This is a genomic window from Mycolicibacterium neoaurum ATCC 25795, from assembly GCF_000691525.1.
In the GTDB taxonomy this organism is placed as follows: domain Bacteria; phylum Actinomycetota; class Actinomycetes; order Mycobacteriales; family Mycobacteriaceae; genus Mycobacterium; species Mycobacterium neoaurum.
Genome location: NZ_JMDW01000004.1, coordinates 40,885 through 62,455 on the forward strand (window position 1 = coordinate 40,885; position 21,571 = coordinate 62,455).

Below are 21,571 nucleotides of genomic sequence, written 5' to 3' on the forward strand. Positions count from 1 at the left end.
GCTTGAGAAGGAGGCATGGTGTCCGAACGTGCGGTGATGCCGGAAGAGACCCGAGCGTGGATGATCGACACGCTGTTGGGACTGCTGCAAACGCCCAGTCCGTCGGGTCGCACCGACGCCGTGATGCAGCTCATCGGTGACACACTGAACGAGATCGGCGTGCCGTTCACCCTGACCCGCCGCGGCGCGTTGACGGCGGTGCTGCCCGGTGAATCCAGCACCACCGACCGTGCGGTGGTGGTGCACGCCGACACCATCGGCTGCATGGTGCGTGATCTGAAGGACAACGGGCGCCTGGAGTTGATCCCGGTGGGCACGTTCTCGGCCCGGTTCGCCACCGGCGCGCGGGTGCGGATCTTCACCGATGATGCCGACGAGTTCTTCACCGGAACGGTGATGCCGCTCAAGGCTTCCGGTCATGCGTTCGGCGACGAGATCGACACCCAACCCACCGAATGGGAACACGTCGAGGTCCGCATCGATCGCAAGGTCACCAACCGGGCCGAGCTGGAACGGCTCGGCTTCCGCGTCGGCGACTTCGTTGCCTTGATCGCCGCCCCGGAACTGACCTCGGATGGCTACATCGTTTCCCGGCATCTGGACGGTAAGGCCGGTGTCGCGGTCGCACTCGCGCTCGCCAAGACCGTCGCCGAGCAGAAGATCGTGCTGCCGCACACGACGACGATCATGGTCACCATCACCGAAGAGGTCGGGCACGGCGCCAGCCACGGTCTGGACCCTGACGTCGCCGAACTGGTATCGGTCGACAATGCGGTGTGTGCCCCCGGGCAGCATTCGATCGAAGACGGCGTGACCATCCCGATGGCCGATCTGCACGGACCGTTCGACTACCACCTCACCCGCAAGCTGTGCCGGCTGGCCGAGGAACGGCAGATCCCGCATGCGCGCGATGTCTTCCGCTACTACCGCTCCGACGCGGCGGCGGCCATCGAGGCCGGTGCCAACACCCGCGCCGCGCTGGTCGGGTTCGGGCTCGACGGTAGCCACGGCTGGGAGCGCACCCACATCGACTCTCTTGAGGGGGTCTACAACCTGCTGTTCGCGTGGTTGCAGACGCCGCTGACCTTCGCGAAGTGGGATGCCAAGCCTTCCGGCCAACTGCGGGATTTCCCGTCGTCCAAGCAGCCGGCACCCACCGAACAGTGGGTACCGCTGTCCCGCGGCGACCATGCCGAGCCGGGCGAATGGTCGGGGGAGCACTGGCCACCCGCGGAAGGTCCCGCCGGCCAGCAGTGATGGATGGTTCAATCGAGTTGTGCTGAGCATCGAAGAGATCTCCGACCGTCTCGAAATACAGCAACTGCTCATCGCCTACTCCACCGCGATCGACTCGCGCCGGTTCGATGACCTCGACCAGGTGTTCACCGCGGATGCCTATATCGACTACCGGGCCATGGGCGGTGTCGACGGCCGCTACCCAGAGGTCAAGGCGTGGCTGTCGGAGGTGCTCCCCAACTTCCCGGCGTACGCGCACATGTTGGGCAACTTCGACGTGCGGATCGACGGTGACACCGCGACCTCGCGCACGCTGTGCTTCAACCCGATGGTGTTGGGCGGTGCGGAGGGCCAGGTGCTGTTCTGCGGGCTCTGGTACGACGACGAGTTCGTCCGTACCGCCGAGGGGTGGCGGATGACCAAGCGCGTCGAGGAGAAGTGCTTCGACCGGGTCGTCTGAGTCGGCACCGCCGACGTGTGGTCCGAGTCGGCGCCGCCGACGTGTGGTCCGAGTCGGCGCCGCCGACGTGTCGTCAGAATTTGGGCAGGCCCCGGCTGCTCTGGCACAATGGGCCGCTGTCCGTTCGCGACCCGTTAGATGCGCCGCGCGGCGGTCACACACGTAAGGCAAAACCGGATCCCGGCACCCCGCCGGAGATCGCCGAATTGCAGCGTGGCAATGCACAGGAGTGATTCATGGCTGTCAAAATCAAGCTCACCCGTATGGGCAAGATCCGCAACCCCCAGTACCGCATCTCCGTCGCCGACGCGCGTAATCGCCGCGACGGCCGTTCCATCGAGGTCATCGGCCGTTACCACCCGAAGGAAGAGCCGAGCCTGATCGAGATCGACTCGGAGCGTGCGCAGTACTGGCTGGGCGTCGGCGCGCAGCCGACCGAACCCGTCCTGGCGCTGCTGAAGATCACCGGTGACTGGCAGAAGTTCAAGGGCCTGCCGGGCGCCGAGGGCACGCTGAAGGTCAAGGAGCCCAAGCCCTCCAAGCTCGATCTGTTCAACGCCGCACTGGCCGCCGCCGATGACGCGCCGACCGGTCAGGCCGTGACCCAGAAGAAGAAGAAGGCCCCCAAGGCCGACGACACTGCTGAGGCTCCTGCCGAAGAGGCCGCGGCCGAAGCTCCCGCCGCCGAATGAGTTCCGTCGTCGTCGACGCCGTAGAGCATCTGGTGCGCGGGATCGTCGACAATCCCGACGATGTCCGGGTGGACATGGTCACCAACCGCCGTGGTCGCACGGTCGAGGTGCATGTGCACCCCGACGACCTGGGCAAGGTCATCGGCCGCGGCGGGCGTACCGCCACCGCGCTGCGGACCCTGGTCGCCGGGATCGGCGGGCGCGGGATCCGCGTCGACGTGGTGGACACCGACCAATAGCGTCATGGAGCTGGTCATCGGGCGGGTCGCCAAGGCGCATGGCGTCACCGGCGAGGTCGTCGTGGAGATCCGTACCGACGATCCGGAGCAGCGGTTCGTCCCTGGCGCGCAGTTGCGTGGTCGCGCGGCCAGGGGCGGGCCGGAACGGAGCTTTGTCATAGAGACGGTGCGTGAGCACGCCGGTCGACTGCTGATGCGGTTGACCGGCGTCTCCGACCGCAATGCGGCAGACGCGCTGCGCGGCACCCTGTTCCTCGTCGACACCGAGCAGCTGCCACCCATCGATGATCCCGATGAGTTCTACGATCACCAGCTCGAAGGGCTGGCCGTGCGCACCGTCGACGGCACGGTGATCGGCACCGTCGCCGAGGTGCTGCACACCGCTGCCGGGGAGCTGCTGTCGATAAAGACCCCAGAGGGTCGTGAGGTGCTGGTCCCGTTCGTCAGCGCCATCGTCACCGCCGTGTCGCTGGCCGACGGCACCGTGGATATCGATCCGCCCGACGGCCTGCTCGATATGGACTGATATGCGGCTGGACGTCATCACGATCTTCCCCGCCTATCTCAATCCACTGCATGAAGCCCTGCCTGGCAAGGCAATACAGGCCGGCATCGTCGAGCTCGGGGTACACGACCTGCGACGCTGGACCCACGATGTGCACAGATCGGTCGACGATTCGCCCTATGGTGGTGGTCCCGGCATGGTGATGAAGGCGCCGGTGTGGGGAGCGGCGCTGGACGAAATCTGTACTCCCGAAACATTGTTGGTGGTGCCCACCCCTGCCGGGCGGCCGTTCACGCAGAGCACCGCGCAACGGTGGAGCGCCGAGCGGCATCTCGTGTTCGCGTGTGGACGCTACGAGGGTATCGATCAGCGGGTGGCCGATGATGCCGCCCGGCGGATGCGGGTCGAAGAGGTCTCGATCGGGGACTATGTGCTTGCCGGTGGCGAATCGGCGGCATTGGTGATGATCGAGGCCGTGGTTCGGCTGATTCCGGAAGTGCTTGGCAATCCCGAATCGCACCAACAGGATTCACATTCCGACGGATTGCTCGAGGGGCCCAGCTACACTCGGCCCCCGGTCTGGCGTGAACTGGAGGTTCCGCCTGTCCTGCTGTCGGGTGATCACGCGAAGATCGCGGCGTGGCGCCACGATCAGTCGGTGCAACGCACCAGGGAACGCAGACCCGACCTCCTCGACTGATCCGGGCCGACGGTGTGCCACCACCAGTGGCCCGGCTGGCAACAGGGCAGCCGAACTCGCTTCCCAGCTGTTCTTGTCGGTGCCGGCCGACGGGCAGGAAAGCAGTGCTGAGAAAGCTGAGAGTTCTCTCAACGTAGGTTAGGCATACCTATTGTGTTCTCCGTACAGTGCAGCTAACGTTCCGACGCGTCTAGCTGACACCGCTGTCAAAAAAGGAGAATTCGTGCCAATGTCTCTACCTGCCGACTCATCGGAGCGCAGTTTCGGCTTCCCGGAAGAGTCGGCATCGGCTCCCCGTCCTGGCAAACTTCTTGCAGCCGGTGTGGCGATGGCGACCGCAGGCGCCCTCGTCGCCGCACCGGTGGCGGCGGCGCCGACAGCGCTGGCGGCCAGCACCCAGGTCCGTCACCAGGCCGTCGAACTGGCGGCCTTCGAAAACCCGTTCGTGGTGCTGCAGAACGCATTACAGGCCACCGGCAGCAACCTGAACACCCTCGGCGGCAATATCAACACCCAGTGGACCACGCTCGGTGCAACCCTGGGCACCCCGGCCGTCCAGGCTGAGCTGGCCGATACCGTCCGCAACGTGTTCAACCCCGGTCGCACCATCGGCGCGACCATCGCAGCTCCCGGGAAGTACGGCCCGCGCATCCTGGAGGGCGCGAGCGACATCGGCAGCGCGGCCTTCAATGCGCTGGCAGCGCTGGTGGTCAGTCGCCCGTCGTTCGACACCGCGGGCCGGCCGATCCTGGATCCGGAGACCGGTGAGCAGGTCATCCGCCCGGCGGTGCTGCCGTTGGTCGCGGGTCTGCTGGCGCAGGGCAAGGTCGTCGAGGCCTTCGGTGAACTGAATTACTGGTTCCTGGTGGACGGGTTGGTGCACCTGCGGGCCGCCTCGCTGGACCTGCTCCGCATCCCGGGTGACTTCCTCGACGATCTCGGCCTCGGCACCCTCGGTCGCATTCTCGGCACGTCGTGGATGACCACGGTCAGGCCCGACGGCGAGCTCGACGGCCCCGGCCTGTTGTCGCGTGGTGTGATCGGCAACTTCGGCAGGGCCATGCTGGCGCCGGCGGTGACGGCGACATTCCAGACCGTCGAGATCGTGCAGGCCACCATGTCGGCGGTGCTGAGCGGCAACCTTGTGGATGCTCTCAGCCATCTGGTCAATGCGCCGGTCAAGATCATGAGTGCTTTTGTCAACGGTTACGTGCCGGGCTTCCTCGGTGGCGACGATCCCATCTGGGAGCCGGGCAGCGGCCAGACCTTCCCGGGTCTGCTCTCCCCGCAGGGCACCTTCGACTTCTTCTTCGCGCAGCTGCCGCAGCAGATTGCCCGTGCTCTCAACTTCCCTCGGCCCGAACCTGTGCCCGAGGCAGCGGCAGAGCAGGCAGCCGATCCGGCCGCCGGCTTGGTGCTGCAGACGGGCCTGCGGTCCGATGCCGAGGGCGAGTCGCCCGAATCCGCCGAAGAGGTGACCGATCCTGTTGCGGGCGAGCCGACTTCCGAGGAGGCCACCGTCGACGAGGGCATCGACAGCATCGAGGTCATCGATGAGGTGACCGATGCGACCGACGGTGATGCTGCCGATCTCACCGATGCCGACGGCGGTGCGCAGGCTGGCGACCTGACCGATGGCCTGAAGGGCGACGAGGGTTCCGAGGATTCCAACGATGACCTGAAGGACGATCTGAAGGACGCGCTCAAGAACGACGTCAAGAACGAGAAGGCCGCGAGCGAGACCAAGGAGTCGAGCGAGACCAGTGAGTCCAGGGGTGCCAACGACTCCGGCGAGACCAAGGGCGCCAAGGATCCCAGTGACACCGATCGCGGCGACAACAAGTCGAGCGGATCCGGATCCGACAGCGGAGAGTGATCTCCGGCGACATGAGGTGAGAGGCCTGCTCTGAAGGTCTCATCCGTGGGGGTGACCGACAGGTCATCCCCACGGCTCGTTTCGACCCTAGAGGTGTCCGCCGGGGAAGATCGTGCGGACGGCATCGGTGATGGTTTCGCGCGCCGCGTCGTCGCCGGTGGCCTGCATGGAGCTGATGGCCATCACGAACCGGCGATCGGGGCCGATGACACCGGTGGACAGGTGCATCCAGTCAGCACCCACGCAGCACATCCAGCCCTGCTTGACCGCGACCGGCTCGCCGGGAATGCCTTCCGGGATGCCGAAGCGCTGCGGATAGACACCACCGGGCACCATGCCGTCGGGCGCGGTCGGGGTGGACTGGGACAGGTTGGCCATGATGATGCTGGCCCGCTCCGGCGGCAGCCCGCCCGTGCCGGCGAGCAGCTTGTCGTAGTAGCGGACCAGATCGGTCACCGTGCTCGTCGTGTTGAACCACCGCCCGTTGCCCGGCGCGCTGGTCGTCGACAGGCCATACCGCGCGACGACGCGATCGATGATGTCCGTGCCCCCGCTGCGATTCCAAAACACCTCGGCGGCACTGTCATCGGAGGATCGCAACATCACGTCGAGCATCACCCGGTCCTCGGGACTGAGTTCGGCACGCCCCTCGGACTCCTGCAGCAGCAGATCGTCGGCGATGAACAATTTCACCACCGAGGCGATCGCGACAGGGTTCGGAGCCCCGTTGGTCACCATCTGGCCGGTATCGCGGTCCAGGATCGCGACCGTCAGATCGGCGCCGGCCGCGGCGGCATCGGCGCTGGCCTTGTTGACCCTCGCCTGTAGCCCGTCGAAGGTTGCGGCCGGCTGATCGGGTGGAGCCTGGGGAAGTGGTGCCGCCGTCGCCAGGGGAGCGATCACGGTGAGCTGAGGTGCCTCCGGGGATGCCGCGGGTGCGCCGTACCCCTTCGCCTCACACCCGGCCATCAGAGCCGTCGTACACGCCGCTGCCAAGACCAGGTGGAAGGCGGTCACCGGCCGCGGCATGGAGTCCTCCAGATGGTCGAAGGGGTGGGGATCAGCGGCCACGGTGGCTCAGGCTCGTCATCTACCCCGGTGACCAGTAGCCTAATCACCGTCGAACACCACTGCAGCCCGGGCCGACCGATGTGCGATTTCGCCTGTCGCGCCTCGTCTGGCACAATTGAGCAGTTGCCTGCGCAGGGTCAGTCCCTGCTGCCTGGCACATCCAGTCAGATCCGCCCGAATACGTCGGCTCGGCTGCGCGAACGTTGCGCCGCCCGCGAAGAGCCGCCCACAGCAAGGAAGAGTCACCGATGAACACGCTTGACTTCGTCGACCAGGCGTCGCTGCGCGACGACATCCCGGTATTCGGCCCCGGCGACACCGTCAACGTGCACGTCAAGGTCATCGAGGGTTCCAAGGAACGTATCCAGGTCTTCAAGGGTGTCGTGATCCGGCGCCAGGGCGGCGGTTCCCGCGAGACCTTCACCGTGCGCAAGGAAAGCTACGGCGTCGGCGTCGAGCGGACCTTCCCGGTCCACTCGCCCAACATCGACCACATCGATGTCGCCACCCGCGGTGACGTCCGGCGCGCCAAGCTGTACTACCTGCGCGAGCTGCGCGGCAAGAAGGCCAAGATCAAGGAAAAGCGCTGACGCTGACCGGTCAGGTCATGACGACACGCCCGCCGGTCCGGCTGCTTTCAGCCATGCTGGCTACCCTGATGCCGTGACCGACGACGCCGAGGAAACCGCCAATCCGGAATCGGGTACCGATACCGACGGCGACCAGCAGCACAAGCCGAAGAAGAAGGGCGGCGCCCTGCGTGAGGGCGCCATCCTGGTCACCATCGCGCTTGTCCTCTACTACGTGATGCTGACCTTCGTAGCGCGTCCGTATCTGATTCCCTCGGAGTCCATGCAACCGACTCTGCACGGCTGCCCCGGTTGCGTGGGTGACCGGATCATGGTGGACAAGCTCACCTTCCGGTTCACCGAACCCGAGCCCGGCGATGTCGTCGTCTTCAAAGGCCCGCCGAACTGGAACATCGGCTACAAGTCGATCCGCTCGGACAACACGGCGATCCGCTGGATGCAGAACGCGCTCTCGTTCATCGGCTTCGTCCCCCCCGACGAGAACGATCTGGTGAAGCGAGTGATCGCGGTCGGCGGACAGACCGTCCAGTGCCGCGCGGCCACCGGTCTCACGGTCGACGGCAAGAAACTCAACGAGCCCTATCTCGACCCCACCACGATGAACGCCGACCCGGCGGTCTACCCGTGCCTGGGCAACGAGTTCGGGCCGGTCACCGTGCCCGAGGGCAAGTTGTGGGTGATGGGTGACAACCGCACGCACTCGGCGGACTCGCGCTCCCGGTGCGCGAACCTGCCCCAGGACGCACAGCGCGGGCTGATCTGCACCGGTGATCCGGAGGCCGGTACGGTCCCGGTCGCCAATGTCATCGGCAAGGCCCGGTTCATCGCCTGGCCGCCGGGGCGGTGGGGCGGCGTGGACAGCGTGAACCCGCAGGCCGACTAGGAGTCGGTGTCTTGCCGGCAAGCTGGCCGCCCAGAACCGTGATCCGCAGGTCCGGCCTGCGCACGCTGGAATCGGCGCTCTACCGCAGCGGTCTCGGCCCCGTCGCCGGTGTCGACGAGGTCGGCCGCGGTGCGTGCGCCGGACCGCTGGTGGTCGCGGCCTGCGTGCTCGGCCCCAACAAGTTCAAAAGCCTTGCTGCCCTTGACGACTCGAAGAAGCTGAACGAGGCCGAACGCGAGCGGCTGTTCCCGCTGATCCGTCGGTATGCGCTGGCCTATCACGTCGTGTTCATCCCGTCGGTCGATGTCGACCGGCGCGGGGTCCATCACGCCAACATCGAGGGCATGCGCCGTGCGGTGGCGGGGCTGCCGCTGCGCCCGGGCTATGTGCTCTCCGACGGCTTTCGGGTACCCGGGCTGCCAATGCCCTCACTGCCGGTGATCGGCGGCGACGCCGCGGCAGCCTGCATCGCCGCGGCTTCGGTGCTGGCCAAGGTCAGCCGGGACCGCTTGATGGTGGCGATGGATCGCGAACACCCGGGCTATGGCTTTGCCGAACATAAGGGCTACAGCACGCCGGTCCACACCGCCGCCCTGGAAACGCTCGGGCCGTGCGCCGAACACCGGTACTCGTTTGCGAACGTCCGGCGAGTCGCGGGCCAGGGCGCCTCGGTGCGCAGCTTTGATGGTGGCGCCGGGTGGGGAATGATGGATGCCAACCTAGACGAAGGACAGCAGAGCAGATGAGTGCCGAGGATCTCGAGAAGTACGAAACCGAGATGGAGCTCTCGCTGTACCGCGAGTACAAGGACATCGTCGGGCAGTTCAGCTATGTGGTGGAGACCGAACGACGGTTCTACCTCGCCAACAGCGTCGAGATGGTGCCCCGCAATGCCGACGGTGAGGTCTACTTCGAGCTGCGGCTCGCCGACGCCTGGGTCTGGGACATGTACCGCCCGGCGCGCTTCGTCAAGCAGGTCCGGGTGATCACGTTCAAGGACGTCAACATCGAAGAGGTCGAAAAGCCCGAGCTGCGGCTGCCCGACTGAGCCCGGGAATATGCGTCCGGCCGGTCGGGTATGTACCTGACATGGAAAAAGCAGACTTCGACGCGATGAATCAGGCCGTGATCGAGGAGTTCCGCACCACCGGCGGCAAGGCCGGCGGCGTCTTCACCGGTAAGCCATTGGTGCTCGTGCACCATATCGGCGCGAAGTCGGGCACCGAGCGGATCGCGCCGTTGGTGCCGTTGCTCGACGACGGCAAGGTGTACATCTTCGCCAGCAAGGGCGGCGCGGACAGCGATCCGGACTGGTATCGCAACCTGGTGGCCCACCCGCAGATCACCGTGGAGCTGGGCACCGAGACGTATCAGGCGTCGGCCCGGGTGCTCGAAGGGGCCGAACGGGATGAGATCTACGCCAAGCAGGTCGAGGTCGAGCCGCAGTTCGGTGACTATCAGCGCAAGACCAGCCGGGTGATCCCGGTGGTGGAGCTGGTGCGCTCCTAACCGCGTAGATGCGCGTCGAAGAAGGTGAACACCCGCTTCCACGCATCCTCGGCGACGGCGTCGTTGTAGCCGAAGCCGGTCACCCGCAAAAGCGCCTGGGCGGGCAGTTGATTGGCGAAACTGTGCCCCGCGTCCGGATAGACCTTGATATCGGCGTCGATCTGCTCGTCGGCCACCGCCCTGTTCAGTGCGGCAGGCGCGCCGCGGCCCAGCGGATCCTTGGCACCGAAGCTCGCCACGATGGGACAGGCGCCGCGCAGGGTATCCGCCAGATTCTTCGGCAGCGGCGTCCCATAGAACGGGGCCGCCGCGGCGAAACCCCTCGGCGACAGGATCAGTGCGAACTGCCCACCCATGCAGAATCCCGCGATCCCCACCGTGCCGGTGCAGTCCGTCCGGTCGACCAGGTACCGACGGGCGGCCATGATGTCGTCGATGGGCGGACCCTGCCGGGTCAATGCTGCCCGCATCACCGAGGTGATGCAGCGCGCGCGGCCGCCGCGGGAGTACAGATTCGGGGTGACGGCCAGGTAACCGGCCGCTGCGACCCGTTCGGAGACGGCCTCCTTGTCGGGACCGTAACCGATGGCGTCGTGCACGATCACCACGCCTGGCCACGGTCCGGTACCCGCGGGGGTGCCGACCAGTGCGTCGATGGTGCCCTCGGGAGTTTCCAGGGTGATGGTGCTCATCACCCAAACCTAGAGGCCGTAATGTCGCTTGTCGTGTCTGACTCCGTTGACCTGGCACCGGAGGTCGTCGTCGCGCTGCAGCGGATGCGTGAGCGTGATGACGTGCCGCTGCGCTGTAACAAGGGCCCGATCCGAGCGGCGGTCGCGGCCGCGGTGCACGCGCTGGCCGCCGACGAACTCGGCGCCCGGGTGCGGCCGTGGGATCTATCGGCGTTGCGACGGGCTGCGGCCGGGCTCGGGCCGGTGGATGGTGCGACCGTGCTGTTCGTCGACGACGACGTCCTTGTCGCGGAGTTGCGCCCGGACGGTAGGCGTATCGCCCTGCGCGGTGACGACGACAGCTGGCGCCTTGTCCGTTTCCTGACGACATCCGAGCGCCCCGATGCGGTGCGGTTGTCCGTCGAGATCTGCCGCGAGGTCGCATTGGATGGTTTCTCCGTCGAGGGTGTCCTGGCGGTGTTGGGCATCGACAAACCCGATGACGTCGAATTGGATGTCGAATCCGAGAAACTCGGCCACGGCGGAACCGAGATCCGCTACCGCTATCTGTTCACCGACCAGGGTCGTTCGGTGCTGGCCGAAGAGGTCACGTGTGAGTTCGACGACGCGCCGCCGAGCTCACGCCGGGTGCGGGGTGTGGTGATCGACAACGGTCGTGGCGCACTGCTCACCGGTAGCCGGGACCGGGCTGTGCTGATCCAGGGTTGATAGCTTGACCGCATGACTGGCGTGGCGCACGGACCTCTGGCCGGGGTGCGCATCATCGAGATATCGAGTTTCGTGGCGGTCCCGCTGGCGGGTATGACGCTCGCGCAGCTGGGCGCGGAGGTGATCCGCGTCGATCCCGTCGGAGGTGCCGCCGACTACCGACGCTGGCCCGTCACCGAGGCCGGTGACAGCATCTACTGGGCCGGACTGAACAAGGGCAAGCAGTCCGTCGCGGTGGACATGCGCTCCGCCGACGGCCGTCAGATCGTCCGCAGGTTGATCGCCGATGCCGGCATCCTCATCACCAACGTCGCTGGGCGGCAATGGCATTCCTATGACGAGTTGGTTTCGCTGCGTCGCGACCTGATCCACGTCGAGATCTCCGGTCGTGCCGACGGAGGAACCGGTGTCGACTACACGGTCAATGCCGCCGTCGGCTTCCCGCTTGTCACCGGGCCCGCCGAGTTGGATACGCCGGTCAATCACGTGCTGCCGGCCTGGGATGTGTCCTGCGGGCTCTACACCGCGCTGGCCGTGGTCTCGGCACTGCGCGCACGTGATGCCGGTGCGGGCGGACAGCGCATCTCGATACCGCTGGAGAACGTCGCGCTCGCCACGGCGGGCAACCTGAGCTTTCTCACCGAGGTGCTGCTCGGGGCGGGCGAACGTCCCCGCCTCGGGAACTCCCTGTACGGGCAGTACGGTCAGAACTTCACCAGCGGCGACGGTGCGGTCTTCATGGTGGTCGCGTTGACCGGCAGGCATTTTCGGGATCTCGCCGACGTCACCGGGACCACCGCGGCGGTCGACGCGCTCGGCGTCGCGTTGGGGGCGGATTTCACCGACGAGGGGCAGCGTTATCTCCATCGTGATGCCCTGACGGGTTTGTTCACCCTGTGGTTCGCCCAGCACAGCGCCGCGGAGATCACCGACGCCCTGACACCCACCTCGGTGCTCTGGGAGCGTTACCGCAGCTTCGCCGAGATCGCCGCCGATCCGCGCGTCACGGACAATCCGCTGTTTGCCAGCGTGGATCAGCCCCGGATCGGCCGATATCTGGCACCAGGGCTACCTATCGCCACCCACGGCAGCTATCCACCGGCGGTACCTGCACCGACGCTCGGTGACCACACGGCCCAGGTGCTCGCGACATTGGGTCTTTCGGCCACCGAGATCGAGGCGCTCGTCGGGTCGGGAGTCGTGGCGTGAGCGCCTTGTTGGACCTGCTGACCGTGCGGGAGACCGGGGTCGACCGCTGGCGTGGACCTGGTGCGGGACCCGAGGGTAAACGATCCTTCGGTGGGTTGTTCGCCGCGCAGAGCCTGGCGGCGGCGATCGCCACGGTGCCCGCCGAGAAGCGGGTGACCAATATGCACCTGCAGTTCCTGCGCGGCGGGGAGGCAGGTGACGGCGCGGACTACCGCGTCGAACGGGTCTACGACGGCAGGACCGCCGCGGCGCGCCGGGTCGAGGGCCGTCAACACGACCGCCTGCTCAACACGGCGACGGTGTCGTTCTCGGCCGAGATGGCCGGGCCCGAGCATGGCACGCACCTGATGCCAACGCCCCCGGAGGCATTGGACCCGGACCGATCCCTGGGCCCGTCGCCGTCGGTGCCGCTGCACGAGTTCGACATCCGGGTCGACGATCAGGGTGACGGAACGGACTTCGTGCGGCGCTTCTGGTGGCGCACGACGGTTCCGTTACCGGCAGATCCGGTGCTGCACAACCTGGTCGCGGTCTACATCACCGACCTCTACGGCGTCGACCCGATCTTCGCGGTGCATGGGCATTCGATGCGCGATCGCACCTACCGCGGCGGCACGACCGACACGTCGATGTGGTTTCACCGGCCCGTCTACGCCGATCAGTGGAATCTGTTGGAATCCCGATCCCCGGCGGCGGCCCGAGGGCGCGGCGTCGTCACCGCATCGCTGGTGCGTGCCGACGGTGTCGTTGCCGCCACGATGGTCCAGGAGGGGCTGGCCGCCAACCGCTGACGTAGTCGGCGGATCGCCTGGGCTACCCCGACTCCGACCGCCAGTGCGGCCAGCACACCCGCCAACCGGTGCTCACCGAACAGCGGGTAGATCTGGAAGTGCGTCAGATAGATGTAGAGCGAGGCATCGGCCAGCACCGCGAGCACGCCCGCGGCCGGTATGGGGCACCGCAGTGACGGCAACCAGATCAGCAGTGCCAGACCACCGAGAACCAATGTCTCCCGGACCGGGTCGGCGAAGTAGCCGTACACACCGACGGCGGTCACCACGGTGACCGCGGCACGTTGCCATACCGTGGTCGCCTTCGAGACCGCCCACCCGACGGCGAAGAACCAGAAGGCGGCCATGCTGAACCAGGCGGCCTCCCCGGTCACCAGGTAGCGCAGGATCAATCCGGCGACCAGGAACACCGCGGCAAAGCCGAAAGCGTGCGCTCGTTCGATCCGGTCGACCGCCGGCAGCGCCAGCGCCAGCGTCAGCAGCACCAGGATCCAGACGAGCACTTCGATGAACCACAACCGGCCCGCGGTCATACTGTCGAACGGGCCGACGATCTTGTTGGCCAGCAACAGATTCGTCCAGCCGTAGTCGTCGCTGAACGACATGGTGATCGCGATCCACAGGATGGTCGGCACCGCGATCCAGCCGATCGTGTTGCGGAGCCGGCGGATCCGCTCGGTGCGGGGGACGCCGGTCAGGCAGAACCGCCCGAAGTTGTATCCGGCGACACCGAGCAGGATGTGCGCACCACCCCACATCTCGAAGAGTTCGGCATGTGATCCGACGATGAGCACGATCGCCACGGCGCGCAGCGCCACGCTGGTCTCCATGGTGGCCGTCCACCGGCGGCGTCGCGGTTGCAGCGCTTCCAGTTCGGCCAGCGGCAGCTGCGCCCACTGCCGGGGCAGCCTGCCCAGCGCCCGTTCGATGCGCACCGACATGGCCACGTAGCTCAGCGAGTTGCCGCCGAGGTCGACGAAACTGGCGCGCGGATCGATGCCCGCAGGATCGAGATGCAGGACGTCGGCGTAGATGGCGCGTAACGGGGTGGGAGCGGCGGTCTGCTCGGTGTGCAGTCCTTGTACCGCCGGATAGTCGGGTTTTCCGGAGGCCAGCATGGGCAACTGCTCGACGGTGACGACATCGACCGACCCGGCGGGCAGACCCGCGATCTCGGTGACCGCGCTGCGCACCACAGATGTCGGGGCGGTGGTCGCGACCACCAACATCTCGCCCACCGCGGCGCACAGCGCGGGTAGTTCACGCTCGCGCAGCGCCATTTCGACCCGTTGCAGGTCGATCCGCAGGCCGAAAAGTTTGGCGATCCGATTGGCTCTGCCGACGACCTCGAAGAGACCGTCGGGACCGACACGCGCCAGGTCGCCGGTGCGTAGTTCGGTGATGACGCGGCCGGTCGCCAGGTCGGCGCGGTCGTGGGCGTAGCCCATCATCACGTTGGGTCCGGTGTAGACGAGCTCACCGATGCGCCCCGTATCGCCGTCGGCTATGTCTCCATCGACGCGCAGGTGCCCACCGGGAATCGCGCGCCCGATCGCCTCGGGGCGCTCGACGGCGAATTCAGGTGGCAGGTAGGCCATTCGGGCGGTGGCCTCCGTGGCGCCGTACATGACGAACAGGGCCCAGCCCTTGCGGCGTCCCAGTTCGGCGAAGGCACGCACCCGCTGCGGTGTCATGGCCCCGCCGGCTTGGGTGACGTAACGCAGGTGCGGTAGTTCCATCGACTCGAACCCGATGCGGTTCAACAGGTCGAAGGTGTAGGGCACCCCGGCGAACGTCGTGGCCCGGCGGGTGCGGAACAGATCCCAGAACTGTCCGTCGATCACCGAGAGCTCGGTCAGCAGCAGGGCCGCGCCGCGTAGCAGATGGCTGTGCACCACCGAAAGTCCATAGCAGTAAGACATCGGTAAAGTCGTTGCCGCACAATCGGTGTCGCGAATATCGAGGTACTCGGCTATGGAATGGGCGTTGGCGATGAGATTCTCGGCCGACAATCTGACCAATTTGGGCGAGCCCGTACTGCCCGATGTGGACATCAGCAGTGCAAGGTCGGGGTGCAGCTCACGCTCGGGCGCCCGGCGGGAGTGTGCGCCGCGCGCGTCGATGACGATATCGGGCCCATAGGTGTCCAGCAGATCGGTGTGGTCTGCGCCGGGCGGCACCGGGAGAACCACATGTCCCGCGGCGAGTGCACCGAGATACCAGGTGAGCGTGTCGATATCGTTGCGGGTCTCCAGCAGCACCAGCTTTCGGGGGCCGCCGAGTTCGGTGGCCGCGGTCTCGACGAGATCGGCCAGGGTCTGATAACTCACCGTGGTCTCGGCGGTGTGCACTGCCGGTCGCGCACCGTGCCGACGCAGATGGGGGATGAGATTCCTCATGGCAGCATCAGGGCGGTACCCATGACGGTGATGCGGACCTTGGTGTCCACCATCGGCGGGTCGATGCTGTGTTGACGCACCGTGATCGGAGCGGCCTCGCCGGTGTCGACGGTGAGCAGCACATCGTGACCGAGGAATTCGGTGGCCAGCACCGTGCCGATCCCGGGCTGAGGGTGCGGCCCGGCATCGGCGATCGCGGCAGCCACCAGCTGCTCGGGACGCAGTAGCACGGTGCCCGAATCTGCGGCGGGCGTCCCCGACACCGGTATCCGACCGAGCGCACAGTCGGCGGCTCCGTCGCGGACGGTCGCCTGCAGGAAGATGCAGTCGCCGAGGAACTCGGCGGTGAACCGATCGGCCGGGGCGCGATAGACCTGTTCTGGAGTGCCGACCCCGGTGAACCGGCCGGCCCGCATGACGGCGACCTGATCGGCGACCGACAACGCCTCGCCCTGGTCGTGCGTGACCAACAGGGTGGTGATCCCGGCCTCGGTGAGGACCTTCGTGACCGCACGCCGGGTGGCGGCACGCAGTCCCGTGTCCAACGCGGAGAACGGCTCGTCGAGCAGCATCAGGGCAGGCTTGCGTGCCAGGGCGCGCGCCAGCGCGACGCGCTGCTGCTGGCCACCCGACAGCTCATGGGGCCGACGCTGCGCGAAAGACGGTTCCAGCGAGACGGTTTCGAGTAGTTCGGTAACCCTGGACCGAACCTCGGCGCGGCGGGGCGATCCGTCCAGCCCATAGGCGATGTTCGCTCCGACGGTCAGGTGCGGGAAGAGTGCCCCGTCCTGGGCGACGTAGCCGACCGAACGACGATGCGGGGCAACACAGGACTGCGCCGAGGCAACCTGACTTCCGGCGATGTCGATGGTGCCGGAGTCGGGTTTCTCGAATCCGGCGACCAGACGCAGCAGGGTCGTCTTGCCGCACCCGGACGCGCCGACAACTGCCGTGATGCTGCCGGCGGGCAGCGTCAGGTTCACGTGGTCGAGAACCGTTGTGCCGGTAAAGGATTTGGAAAGACCCTGCACGGTCAGCGTATCGGTCATGAGTGCGTCACCTCGCGGAAGAGTGCCACCGTCACCGGGATGGAGAGCGCCACCAGGACCAGGGCGTACGGGGCGGCGGCGGCATAGTCGAGCTCGCTGGACAACGACCAGAACCGCATGGCCAGGGTGCGGGTACCGGTGGGCGCGAGCAGCAGGGTCGCGGTCAGCTCGGTGGCCACCGCCACGAAGACCAGGGCCGCTCCCGCACCGGCCGCCGGGGCGATCAGCCGCAATGTCACCCGCAGGAAACTTCGGGTCGGTGACAGGCCCAGCGACCGCGAGGCCTCCTCCAGCCCCGGCGGAATCTGGGCCAGGCCGGAGCGCAGGCTGACCAGCGCGCGGGGCAGGAACATCAGGATGTATGCGCCGAGCACGAGGGACACCGTTTGGTACAGCGGGGGAGCGAAGCGGATGGCGACGGTGACCAAGGCAAGCGCCGTGACGATTCCGGGCATGGAGCTGGTGACGAAGTTCGCACCCTCCACCGCGCGGGACAGCGCACCGCGGTAGCGCACGGCCAGCCACGCGAACGGGAATGCCGCGATGGTGGTCAGCACCGCGGCCACGGCCGCCAGCACTGCCGTCTGTCCCATGGCCTCGGTCAGGTCGGCGACGTCCCAGACCGCGACCCCGCCGATCCACAGCCAACGCAGCAGCGTGTAGACCGGGACGCCCAGCGCCAACAGGGCGCAGATCGCCAATGCGATCGATGCGGGAACGGTCCAGGCGCCCAAATGGATCGGAGTCATCACTCGCGGGGCGCCCGAGCCGACCCGCGCGAAACGTGCGTGGCCGCGCAGTACCGCCTCGGTGGCCAGCAGAACCAGACACAACAGGACCAGCACACCGGCCAGGGTGGCCCCGGCCGCACCGTCGAAAGTGGCCTGGAACTGCTCGAAGATGGCCGTGGTGAAGGTCGAGAAGCGCAGCATCGCGAAGGCGCCGTACTCGGCGAGCAGGTGAACACCGATGAGCAGTCCGCCGCCGAGAATGGCCAGCCGCAGCTGCGGCAGCACCACCCGGAAGAAGACGCCGACGGTTCCGGACCCGAGCGCCCGTGCGGACTCCTCGATGGCCGGGTCCAGCCGACGCAGGGTAGCCGCCGCAGGCAGGAACACGAACGGGAAGTAGGAGAGCGTCGCGACCAGCACGCCCGCCCCGAAACCGTGCAGTGTCGGCCATACGCTCACCCAGGCGTAGCTGTTGATGAAGGCGGGTACCGCCAGCGGTGCGACCAACAGCGGTCGCCACACTGCGGCGCCGGGCACGTCGGTGCGCTCCACCAGCCACGCCGCACCGACACCGAGCACGACGCACAGCGGCACCGTCACGACGACCAACCCGGTGGTGTTGAGCAGCAGTTCACCGACCCGGGGCCGCACCACGAGCTCGTAGATGCGGTCCGGTCCGGTGCTGACGACCGCCCACACCACATAGCCCAGCGGGATGAAGGTGGCGGCGACCAGCACGCCGATGGCGCCGGTGAGTGCCGGGCCGGGCCGTGCAGTGGGTCGCGGTCCGGGAATCGGGCGGTCGGTGTGCGTGGAAACCACCTAGAGCAGGCCAGCCTTGGTCATCAGGTCCGTCACCTTGGCCCCGTCGAGGGTGGACGGATCCACCGCAGGAGCCTGCAGGGTGTCCAGCGGGGGCAGCGCCGGATTGGCGGGCACGCCGCTGGCGACCGGGTACTCGAACGAGGTGCCCTTCTCCAGTACCTCCTGGCCGGTCTTGGAGGTGATGAACTTCAGGAACTGCTGCGCCTGATCCTTCTTCTTGCTGGACTCCAGCACGCCACCACCGGAGATGCTGACGAAAGCACCCGGATCCTCGTTGCGGAAGTAGTGCAGCGCGGTGTTACCGCTGATCTCCTTGGTCTTCGCCTGATCGCGGAACCAGTAGTAGTGGTAGATGATCCCGCCGTCGATCTCCCCGTCGTTCACCGCGCGCAGGGTGGCGATGTTGTCCTGCAGCAGGGTGGCGTCGGACTTCATGGCCGACAACCAGGCCGAGGTGGCCTGCTCCCCGGTGAGCTGCAGCATGGCCGCGATGATCGCCTGGAAGTCGGGCTTGGCCGGGGGTGCGCCCCAGCGGCCCTTCCACTCGGGCTTCTGCAGGTCCATGATCGACCGCGGCAGCTGCCCCAGCTGCACCTTGCTGGTGTTGTAGACGAACACGGTCGAGCGCGCCGCGACACCGGTCCATTTGTTGGTCGAGGGCCGGTACTGGGCCGGCACCTGTTCGACGGTGGACGGGTCGACGTCGGCGAACAGCCCGGCGTCCTCGACGGCGGCCATCGCCGGTGAGTTCTCGGTGAGGAATACGTCGGCCGGGGAGGAATCACCTTCGGCGATCAACTGGTTGCCCAGCTCGGTGTCACCGCCCTGGCGGTAGGTGACCTTGATACCGGTCTCCTTGGTGAAGGCGTCGATCCACTCCTTGGTGAGCGACTCGTGTTGAGCGTTGTAGACGAGTAGTTCATCGCTTTGATCGCTGGACGAGCACGCGGTCGCCGCCGATACGACAGCGAGGACGGACAGCAGTGCCATCACCCGTCGGAAGTGGATACCCATGGGGCAATCCTTACATCCCTACCTAGGCAAGGTTTGCCTTCCCCTGCTATTCACAGGCAGCGCAATGGGAAGGCATCCCGCTCGGCGCGCAGTAACGCCTCCTGATCGTCGAACACGGACTGCGGATCGACCCACTGGATGGACTGACTGTCGCCCAGGCGGCGGAAGTACAGGCACCGGCCCGGGCCTGCCGTGCGATCTCTGGCCAGCCGCGGCGGCAGCGGCAGCCGGTGGAGGCCGCCGCCGATCGCGGCGGCGCCGGCCTGCCGGGCGCTGTCGAACCTCAGGTAACGCAGCGCGACGGGTCGCTGCTCGCGAGTGCACCGCGACGAGATCATGCGCACGGACAGCTCGCCGGCGAGCACGCATCGGTACAGGGCCTCGTCGAACTCGACCCCGTGCAGGTGGAATCTCCCGGTGCCATCGGACCATTCGATCGCCGGGCGGCCGGTATCGCAGTGCACGACATCGCTGTCGGCGCTCTCGTAGCGGGTGGTGGGCATCGGGACCAGGAGCACTTCGCCGTGGATCGGCAGGATCCAGCCGAGACCGAGTTGCACCGCGCGACGCATGGGCTCGCAGTGGCGGGCCCAGCGGCGCGCCGAGACGATGGTGTTCGGTGGCAGCCACTCGGCTTCGGGCATGGTCGCCACGAAGTGGTTGTAGAGGGTGTCGCGCTCGTCGTGCAGCCGCACGGTGCCGGGGGTGTCATCGATATCGCGGTTGCCGGACCACCGCTGCATCCGGTGCCAGCGCGGATCCGGCCCGATGACCGAGGCGATACGCAGCGCACGATCCAGGGCCGCCACGATGGTGTAACCCGTCCGGTGGCCGACATCGTGGGTGACACAGAATTGCGAGACCAGCGCGATGGCGGCGTCGTCGTCAAACGACCCGGTGGGCGCGGTGATATCGGACCGGAGCACACGGGTGGGGTTGGACATGGGCGTCACGCTAGCGGCGGGGTCCGACATGTCCATTTCGCGACAACCGGGTGCACGGGTACCGTCGATCACGCAGGATCGAGGCATGAAACAGATTGCCACGCTCGCGCTCGCCGGCCTCGCCGCGTCCATCATCTCCGTCGCGGGCGCCCCCGCAGCGCAGGCCGCTCCGCCCTGCTCGGCGAGCAATCTGGCGACCGTTGCCAGCGGTGTGCTCGCGCAGGCCGGGGGCTATCTGGACACGCACCCGTCGGCCAACGATGTGTTGACCGCGGCAGCCAATCAGCCGACCAATGAGGCCGAGCAGTCCATCCGCGGTTACTTTCTCACCCACCCGGGTGAATTCCTGGACCTGCAGAACATCGCCAGACCGCTGATCGACCTGCGCCGCTCGTGCGGGGTGGCGGTCTCACCCGGTCAACTGGCGGCACTCATCGACGCCCTGAGCTGACGGGACCGGTGCGGACGGCTCAGAGCCGTCCGTACCGGCTGCGCACGAAACTGTAGGCGCCATAGGCGGCGATCCCCACGGCCGCGATGATCAGCAGGAACTTGCCGAAGGGTGCCTGCCCCAGTGTCTTCACCGCGGCGTCCAGGCCGGAGGCCTTCGCGGGGTCCGCCTGCAGGGTGGCGACGATGACGAGGATCCCGGCACCGGCGAGGACGAGTCCCTTGGCGGTGTAGCCGGCAATGCCGACCGCGGTGATACCCGTGCCGCCGGAGACCCGCAGGTCCTTGAAGAACTTCTTCGACACGCCCTTGTAGACGTGGTACCCGCCGACACCGAGAACCCCGAGTCCGATCCCGATCAATACGGCCTTGCCCCAACCGGACTGCATCAGCTGTGCCGACATACCCGAGTTCTGCTGGCCGCTGGATTTACCGCCGCCGGTGGCGAAACGCAACGCGGAGAAGGCGATTGCGATGTTCGCGACCGCAAGGCCGACGGATTTGGCCCGTTTCCAGGCCGGCGAGTCGTCGTCTCCGGATCGTTCGGTCGGCTTGGATCCGACCACGGCCTCGGCCAGGTGCCAGAGCCCGAGGGCGAACAATCCCAGCGCCGCGATCCACAGCATGACCTGGCCGCCGGTCTGGCCGGCCAGGGTGGCCAGCGCACCGGATTGGTCGGCGTTGCCGCCGCTGCCGAGCGCGAGCCGCAGGATGATGTATCCGAGCAGCAGATGTAGCACGCCGCTGGCCGCGAAGCCGGCACGGGCGCCGTACTGGAATGCGTCGCTGTCGGTGGCCCGGTCCACCGCCCCGTGGACCGGGCTCGCGCTCGTCTTCATGGTGTCTCCCCGTGCCGCCGATTGCCGTCTCCGATGGGCCCGGGTTCCCCCTTTTTGACGCGCGCGAAACCGTCAGCCGAAGATGAGGCCGCCGGTCTTGGTGGTGGCGCGTGTGTAGCGGTCTTGGACGTCGGCCCAGTTGACGACGTTCCAGAAGGC

General features: G+C 67.1%; 23 protein-coding genes and 2 pseudogenes. 16 read left to right on the forward strand and 9 right to left on the reverse strand.

What is annotated here, in order from left to right; genetic code table 11:
• Positions 1-15: 15 nt before the first annotated feature.
• From IC40_RS0104270 to IC40_RS0104300, 7 genes are all read left to right on the forward strand, one after another.
• Entirely contained in the window at positions 16-1,257 is a 1,242-nt protein-coding gene (locus IC40_RS0104270) for an osmoprotectant NAGGN system M42 family peptidase (RefSeq protein ID WP_191293487.1), read from the forward strand.
• 19 nt (positions 1,258-1,276) lie between these two features.
• Complete coding sequence (locus IC40_RS0104275) at positions 1,277-1,696, forward strand: nuclear transport factor 2 family protein (RefSeq protein WP_030133520.1); 420 nt, start codon at positions 1,277-1,279, stop codon at positions 1,694-1,696.
• A 236-nt stretch (positions 1,697-1,932) separates the two neighbouring features.
• A complete protein-coding gene (gene rpsP / locus IC40_RS0104280; RefSeq protein ID WP_030133521.1) occupies positions 1,933-2,388 on the forward strand; it encodes a 30S ribosomal protein S16 in 456 nt (151 codons plus the stop codon).
• The gene (locus IC40_RS0104285; protein WP_003928628.1) at positions 2,385-2,627 is read left to right on the forward strand and encodes an RNA-binding protein; all 243 of its coding nucleotides are present in this window, start codon (positions 2,385-2,387) and stop codon (positions 2,625-2,627) included. Before rpsP ends, IC40_RS0104285 begins: the two co-directional genes overlap by 4 nt.
• 4 nt (positions 2,628-2,631) lie before the next feature.
• Positions 2,632-3,153: a ribosome maturation factor RimM gene (gene rimM, locus IC40_RS0104290; protein ID WP_030133522.1), complete on the forward strand. Its 522-nt coding sequence runs from the start codon at positions 2,632-2,634 to the stop codon at positions 3,151-3,153.
• A 1-nt stretch (position 3,154) separates the two neighbouring features.
• Positions 3,155-3,832, forward strand: a complete 678-nt coding sequence (gene trmD, locus IC40_RS0104295) for a tRNA (guanosine(37)-N1)-methyltransferase TrmD (RefSeq protein WP_030133523.1) — start codon at positions 3,155-3,157, stop codon at positions 3,830-3,832.
• A gap of 223 nt (positions 3,833-4,055) precedes the next feature.
• Complete coding sequence (locus tag IC40_RS0104300) at positions 4,056-5,708, forward strand: hypothetical protein (protein ID WP_138158141.1); 1,653 nt, start codon at positions 4,056-4,058, stop codon at positions 5,706-5,708.
• Positions 5,709-5,795: 87 nt separating this feature from the next.
• On the opposite strand, the gene IC40_RS0104305 is transcribed toward IC40_RS0104300, so the two are convergent.
• A complete protein-coding gene (locus tag IC40_RS0104305) occupies positions 5,796-6,737 on the reverse strand; it encodes a serine hydrolase (RefSeq protein ID WP_036469366.1) in 942 nt (313 codons plus the stop codon).
• 290 nt (positions 6,738-7,027) lie between these two features.
• Here IC40_RS0104305 and rplS point away from each other — a divergent pair, with 290 nt between their 5' ends.
• The 5 genes from rplS to IC40_RS0104330 all read left to right on the forward strand — a co-directional run bounded on the left by rplS (position 7,028) and on the right by IC40_RS0104330 (position 9,761).
• Positions 7,028-7,369, forward strand: coding sequence for a 50S ribosomal protein L19 (gene rplS / locus IC40_RS0104310; protein ID WP_030133526.1), 342 nt, complete (start codon positions 7,028-7,030; stop codon positions 7,367-7,369).
• A 73-nt stretch (positions 7,370-7,442) separates the two neighbouring features.
• Positions 7,443-8,252 carry a signal peptidase I gene (gene lepB / locus IC40_RS0104315; RefSeq protein ID WP_030133527.1) on the forward strand — a complete coding sequence of 270 codons (810 nt, stop codon included), beginning with the start codon at positions 7,443-7,445 and terminating at the stop codon, positions 8,250-8,252.
• Between the two features lie 11 nt (positions 8,253-8,263).
• Positions 8,264-8,998 carry a ribonuclease HII gene (locus IC40_RS0104320; RefSeq protein WP_030133528.1) on the forward strand — a complete coding sequence of 245 codons (735 nt, stop codon included), beginning with the start codon at positions 8,264-8,266 and terminating at the stop codon, positions 8,996-8,998.
• A complete protein-coding gene (locus tag IC40_RS0104325; RefSeq protein ID WP_019511324.1) occupies positions 8,995-9,300 on the forward strand; it encodes a DUF2469 domain-containing protein in 306 nt (101 codons plus the stop codon). The genes IC40_RS0104320 and IC40_RS0104325 overlap by 4 nt, the downstream gene beginning before the upstream one ends.
• 41 nt (positions 9,301-9,341) lie before the next feature.
• Positions 9,342-9,761 (forward strand): nitroreductase family deazaflavin-dependent oxidoreductase, encoded by a 420-nt coding sequence (locus IC40_RS0104330; protein ID WP_030133529.1) that lies wholly within the window; start codon positions 9,342-9,344, stop codon positions 9,759-9,761.
• On the opposite strand, the gene IC40_RS0104335 is transcribed toward IC40_RS0104330, so the two are convergent.
• Positions 9,758-10,453: a dienelactone hydrolase family protein gene (locus tag IC40_RS0104335; RefSeq protein WP_030133530.1), complete on the reverse strand. Its 696-nt coding sequence runs from the start codon at positions 10,451-10,453 to the stop codon at positions 9,758-9,760. The genes IC40_RS0104330 and IC40_RS0104335 overlap by 4 nt on opposite strands.
• A gap of 33 nt (positions 10,454-10,486) precedes the next feature.
• On the opposite strand from IC40_RS0104335, the gene IC40_RS0104340 reads away from it, so the two are divergent.
• Genes IC40_RS0104340 through IC40_RS26400 form a run of 3 tightly spaced genes read left to right on the forward strand, consistent with a single transcriptional unit; the run spans position 10,487 to position 13,161 of the window.
• The gene (locus IC40_RS0104340) at positions 10,487-11,161 is read left to right on the forward strand and encodes a hypothetical protein (protein WP_138158140.1); all 675 of its coding nucleotides are present in this window, start codon (positions 10,487-10,489) and stop codon (positions 11,159-11,161) included.
• A 12-nt stretch (positions 11,162-11,173) separates the two neighbouring features.
• The gene (locus IC40_RS0104345) at positions 11,174-12,370 is read left to right on the forward strand and encodes a CoA transferase (RefSeq protein ID WP_030133532.1); all 1,197 of its coding nucleotides are present in this window, start codon (positions 11,174-11,176) and stop codon (positions 12,368-12,370) included.
• Positions 12,367-13,161, forward strand: coding sequence for an acyl-CoA thioesterase (locus IC40_RS26400; protein ID WP_036469356.1), 795 nt, complete (start codon positions 12,367-12,369; stop codon positions 13,159-13,161). The genes IC40_RS0104345 and IC40_RS26400 overlap by 4 nt, the downstream gene beginning before the upstream one ends.
• On the opposite strand, the pseudogene IC40_RS26405 reads toward IC40_RS26400, so the two are convergent.
• The 5 genes and pseudogenes from IC40_RS26405 to IC40_RS0104370 form a co-directional block, all read right to left on the reverse strand.
• A pseudogene (locus tag IC40_RS26405) lies at positions 13,101-15,560 on the reverse strand (AMP-binding protein); the annotation flags it as partial. The gene IC40_RS26400 and the pseudogene IC40_RS26405 overlap by 61 nt on opposite strands.
• Positions 15,557-16,609 carry an ABC transporter ATP-binding protein gene (locus IC40_RS0104355; protein ID WP_030133533.1) on the reverse strand — a complete coding sequence of 351 codons (1,053 nt, stop codon included), beginning with the start codon at positions 16,607-16,609 and terminating at the stop codon, positions 15,557-15,559. The gene IC40_RS0104355 and the pseudogene IC40_RS26405, both read right to left, overlap by 4 nt.
• Positions 16,606-18,162, reverse strand: a complete 1,557-nt coding sequence (locus IC40_RS0104360) for an ABC transporter permease (protein ID WP_030133534.1) — start codon at positions 18,160-18,162, stop codon at positions 16,606-16,608. Before IC40_RS0104360 ends, IC40_RS0104355 begins: the two co-directional genes overlap by 4 nt.
• On the reverse strand, positions 18,163-19,179 hold the full coding sequence (locus IC40_RS0104365; protein ID WP_030133535.1) for an iron ABC transporter substrate-binding protein: 1,017 nt from the start codon (positions 19,177-19,179) through the stop codon (positions 18,163-18,165).
• A 50-nt stretch (positions 19,180-19,229) separates the two neighbouring features.
• Positions 19,230-20,123 (reverse strand): hypothetical protein, encoded by an 894-nt coding sequence (locus IC40_RS0104370; protein ID WP_030133536.1) that lies wholly within the window; start codon positions 20,121-20,123, stop codon positions 19,230-19,232.
• 85 nt (positions 20,124-20,208) lie between these two features.
• Here IC40_RS0104370 and IC40_RS0104375 point away from each other — a divergent pair, with 85 nt between their 5' ends.
• Positions 20,209-20,574: a heme-binding protein gene (locus IC40_RS0104375; protein WP_030133537.1), complete on the forward strand. Its 366-nt coding sequence runs from the start codon at positions 20,209-20,211 to the stop codon at positions 20,572-20,574.
• 19 nt (positions 20,575-20,593) lie between these two features.
• Here IC40_RS0104375 and IC40_RS0104380 read toward each other — a convergent pair whose 3' ends face one another.
• Both IC40_RS0104380 and IC40_RS27485 read right to left on the reverse strand, forming a co-directional pair.
• A complete protein-coding gene (locus IC40_RS0104380) occupies positions 20,594-21,412 on the reverse strand; it encodes a DUF1206 domain-containing protein (protein WP_030133538.1) in 819 nt (272 codons plus the stop codon).
• A gap of 72 nt (positions 21,413-21,484) precedes the next feature.
• Positions 21,485-21,571, reverse strand: a pseudogene (locus IC40_RS27485) (superoxide dismutase); the annotation flags it as partial.